The organism is Paraburkholderia sp., from assembly GCF_035656215.1.
GTDB lineage: Bacteria > Pseudomonadota > Gammaproteobacteria > Burkholderiales > Burkholderiaceae > Paraburkholderia.
Genome location: NZ_DASRSY010000147.1, coordinates 1 through 4350 on the forward strand (window position 1 = coordinate 1; position 4350 = coordinate 4350).

At 62.6% G+C, this 4350-nt stretch carries 2 protein-coding genes and 2 pseudogenes; all 4 read left to right on the plus strand.

Features of this window, described 5'->3' with window-relative positions; translation table 11 throughout:
• Positions 1-745 (plus strand): annotated as a pseudogene (locus VFE81_RS08480) (sulfoacetaldehyde dehydrogenase); the annotation flags it as partial.
• Complete coding sequence (locus VFE81_RS08485) at positions 742-2400, plus strand: AMP-binding protein (RefSeq protein WP_325044172.1); 1659 nt, start codon at positions 742-744, stop codon at positions 2398-2400. The pseudogene VFE81_RS08480 and the gene VFE81_RS08485, both read left to right, overlap by 4 nt.
• 143 nt (positions 2401-2543) lie before the next feature.
• A complete protein-coding gene (locus tag VFE81_RS08490) occupies positions 2544-3926 on the plus strand; it encodes an MFS transporter (RefSeq protein WP_325044173.1) in 1383 nt (460 codons plus the stop codon).
• Between the two features lie 159 nt (positions 3927-4085).
• A pseudogene (locus tag VFE81_RS08495) lies at positions 4086-4350 on the plus strand (VOC family protein); the annotation flags it as partial.

The window sequence follows — 4350 nt, forward strand, 5'->3', positions numbered from 1 at the left end:
GATCGTCACCGCGTCGGCTGATTTGCACGATGCAGCGCACAAGATTGCACGCTCGAAAACGTTCGACAACGCCACGAGCTGTTCGTCGGAAAACAGCGTCGTTATCGAAGACGCGGTGTACGCAGGCATGCTGGCCGAACTGACAGCTTGCGGTGGCGTGATGCTCGACGCCGCGCAAAAGGCCCGACTGCAGGCCGCTCTATGGTCGAACGGCAAGCTGTCGGCACACTGCACCGCGCGCTCGGCCGCGTCGATTGCGCGGGCGGCGGGCCTCGACGACATTGCCGCACGTGAGCCCGCATTTCTGATGGTGGAGGAAACCGGCTTCGGCGCCGACTACCCGTTCTCGGGCGAGAAGCTTGCGCCGGTGCTGACCGTTTATCGCGCGGAGACTTTCGATGCCGCTGCCGACATCGTGTGCGGTATCTACGCCTACATGGGAGCAGGGCACTCGGTCGGCCTGCATTCCTCCGACTCGGGCCAAGCGGTGCAACTCGGTTCGACGCTGCCGGTGGCGCGCGTGATCGTGAATCAGGCGCACTGCCTCGCGACCGGCGGCAACTTCGATAACGGCTTGCCGTTTTCGCTGTCGATGGGATGCGGAACGTGGGGCCGCAACAATTTCTCGAGCAATCTCAACTTTCACCATTATCTGAACATCACGCGCGTGGCCTTTCCGATCGAAGAGCGCGTCCCCGAACTGGACGACGTACTCGGGGATTTCTTCGGGAGGTATGGCAAATGAAGGCGCCTCACACGATCCGCGCGCTGATTGATGCCCGCGCTGCACAGTATCCCGACAAGCCGTTCCTGCTGGCAGCCTCTGAATGCGATGAGGACGGTGAAGCTTCTGCTCGTGCCGACGCGCTGACATTCGCGGCGTTACGCGACGACTGCCGCGCGCTTGAGACGGTCTTTCACGAAGCGGGCTTGCAGGCCGGCGATGTTGTTTCGGTCTTCATGGGCAATGGTATCCATACCGCAAGGCTGCTGCTTGCGGCGATGTACAGCGGGCTCATTGCCAACCCACTCAATCTGTTGTGCCAGCCGTCGCAGTTGCGCTACATCGTGGAGCATTCGGACACGCGCATGGTCTTTGTTTGCGGCGATACATACGCGGCTATGTCGAACGCGATCGCCGGGTTGCGCGAGCAAGGCATTACACGCACTGTTGCGCTGATTCTCACAGAGCCCGATGCGGCCGTTGCGTCTGTGCTGGCTTGTGTCGAACCTGCGCTGGTGGAATCGGCCGGTGTTGCTGCCCTGCAAGCGGAATCGGCAAATGATTCGCGCTATGTGCCATCTGTCGACGCCTGGGATTCCAAAGCGTCGAAAACCGGCGAGCCAGATGCGAGCGACGTGGCGCTGCTGATGTACACATCCGGCACCACGGGTGCACCGAAAGGCGTCCTGCTGGACCATCGGAACCTGCTGGCCAATGCTCGCAATATCTCCTGCGAACACCGGCTCGGCACCGGCGACCGGGTCTTCGCCGCATTGCCGCTTTATCACATCAACGGTCTTGTCGTGACGCTGCTTGCGCCGCTCTTTCACGGCGGCTCGGTCGTCATGACCCCCCGCTTTTCCGCTCGTACCTACTGGCGCGATGTCGCGCGACACGGTTGCACATGGATCAACGTGGTGCCGACGATCGTCGCCTATCTGCTCAACAACGATGAAGCGTGCACCGTCGACCTGTCCGCGCTGAGGTTTTGCCGCAGCGCGTCGGCGGCGCTGCCAGTCGATCATCACCGCGCGTTCGAGGCGCGCTTCGGCGTCGGCATCATCGAGACGATGGGCATGACCGAAACCGCCGCGCCCGTGTTCAGCAATCCATACGATTCAGAGAGTCGAAGAGTCGGCAGTATCGGCCTGCCTTCGGGCAGTGAAGCGAAAGTGATCGACCGTGACGGCCGCGAATGCGCGCCCAACGAGTGCGGCGAACTGGTGTTGCGTGGCGAACAGGTCATGCGCGGCTATTACAAGCGCACTGAGGAGACGCGCGCGGCCTTCACCGCCGACGGCTGGCTGCGCACCGGCGACCTCGGCTATCGCGACAGCGACGGTTACTTCTACATCAATGGCCGGGCGAAGGAATTGATCATCAAGGGCGGCGAAAACATCGCCCCGCGCGAGATCGATGAAGCGTTGCTTAAACACCCCGGCGTGCTGGATGCGGCGGCGGTGGGTGTGCCGGATGCCGCCTACGGGCAGGAGATCGTTGCCTTCATCGTGCCTCGTGTGGCGCACGGGCAGGGCGCGCTCGACATCGGCGATCTGCATGAGCACTGTCTGCGCGAACTGGGCCGCTACAAGACGCCGAAGGAGTTTCGCTTCGTCGCGGAATTGCCTCGCGGGCCCTCGGGCAAGGTGCAGCGCCTGAAGCTCGTGCCCACCTGACGGCACGCGCATCGGCATGGCCGGTTCGCGCCGGCAGAGTCAGGTGGGCGTGCGTCGACGCGCATGCGGCTCGACGCAGTACGACGTACGGATCGAACGACTACAGACGCCCTCGGCGTCACATAAGAGAGACAGGAGACAGCATGCAAACGCACAAGCGGCGTGTGAAGACGCGCCACATCATCCTGGCAGTCATGTGTCTGATGTATTTCATCTCGTACATCGACCGTGTGAATATTGCCGTGGCCGGCCCTATCATCCGGCACGAAATGGGGCTGACGACGGTCCAGCTCGGCCTCGTGTTCTCCGCCTTCGCCTATCCGTACGCGTTCATGCAGGTTATTGGTGGCTGGCTGTCGGACAAATATGGGCCGAAGCTGGTGCTGACGGTGCTGTCGCTGATCTGGGGAGTGGCGACGCTCGCCACCGGATTCGCCGGCAGTGTTGCGATGCTCGTCGCGCTGAGGTTCGCGCTGGGAATCGGCGAAGGCGGCGCATTCCCGACGGCGACGCGTGCATTTACCTACTGGATGCCGGTGGCGGAACGTGGTTTCGCTCAAGGCATCACCCATAGCTTCGCCCGCCTCGGCGGCGCGGTTACGCCGCCGCTCGTGCTCGCCGTGGTGGTGACGGGCGGATGGCGCGACGCGTTCATTCTGCTCGGCGTGGCGAGCCTCGCGTGGACGGTGCTGTACCTCTGCGTCTTCACGAACTCGCCGGAGCAGAACCGGCGCGTGACGCCTGAAGAAACGGCGGAGATCGGCTATCGTGCCGGCGACTGCGAACGCGCCAAGCGCGCGGCCACACCGTGGCGCAAACTGATTCGTCGTATGTGGCTCGTTACTTTCGTGGACTTTTGTTATGGCTGGCTGCTGTGGGTTTATCTGACCTGGCTGCCTTCGTACCTGAAGGAAGCTCGCGGCTTCGATCTCAAGCAACTGGCGCTGTTCACGGCGTTGCCGCTGCTCGCGGGCGTGATTGGCGACACCTTGGGCGGCGTTGTTTCGGACCGGCTCTACAAACGCACCGGCCGACTGCGCTTTGCGCGCTGTGCCGTGCTGGTGGTGGGCATGGGCGGCTCGCTCGCGTTCCTGCTGCCGATGGTCTCCGCGACCAATCCGTTGATGGCGGTGGTCTTCCTGTCGGCGTCGTTCTTCTTTCTCGAGATCACGAATCCTGTGTTGTGGACGTTGCCGCTCGACATCGGTGGTCGCTACGCGGGCACGGCGGGCGGCATGATGAACACGGGCTTTGGTGTCGCCGGCATGATATCGCCCGTGGTGTTCGGTTATCTGATCGAGACAACCGGCAGTTACAACGTGCCGTTCACGATTTCCGCATGCTTGCTGGGGGTGGGGATCGTGGCCGCGCTTTTCATCGATCCGGCGAGGACGGTCGAGGCGGACGAGGAGCGCGAGCGAATCGAGGGCGCACAGCTGGACGGCATGCCCGCGTTTATTCCGGCGAGCGCCGGGGTGCGGCTGGAGCGGCATCATCTGCGCCGTCCGCTGCGCTGGTGGAGATAGGGAGGGCTTCTGCACGGCGGCGGACGGCGGGCGTCCGCTCCGCTCGCTCGCGGCTCTCGTTAGCCAGTGGTCCCGAACACGAAAATCCCTCCTTGCCTTTCCGATTTGTTTAACTATAGTGTTAAATATCAACCGGAAGGTTTATAAAAGGAGGCAATCATGAACGAACCGCTTCATCGTCCTTCGTTGGGCGCGTCGGTGTACTACAAGGACCCGTTTGCCGCGCTCGACTGGCTCGAGAAGGCGTTCGGCTTCGAGCGTCAAATGGTGATCACGGATAGCGACGGCCAGTTGGGCCACTCGGAAATGCGTTTCGGCGACAGCTACGTGATGATCTGCCGCGAATGGTCGGAAGACGCAGCGAGCCCGGCTTCGATCGGTGGCAAAAATACCCAATCGGTGCACGTGCAACTGCGCGAGGGTA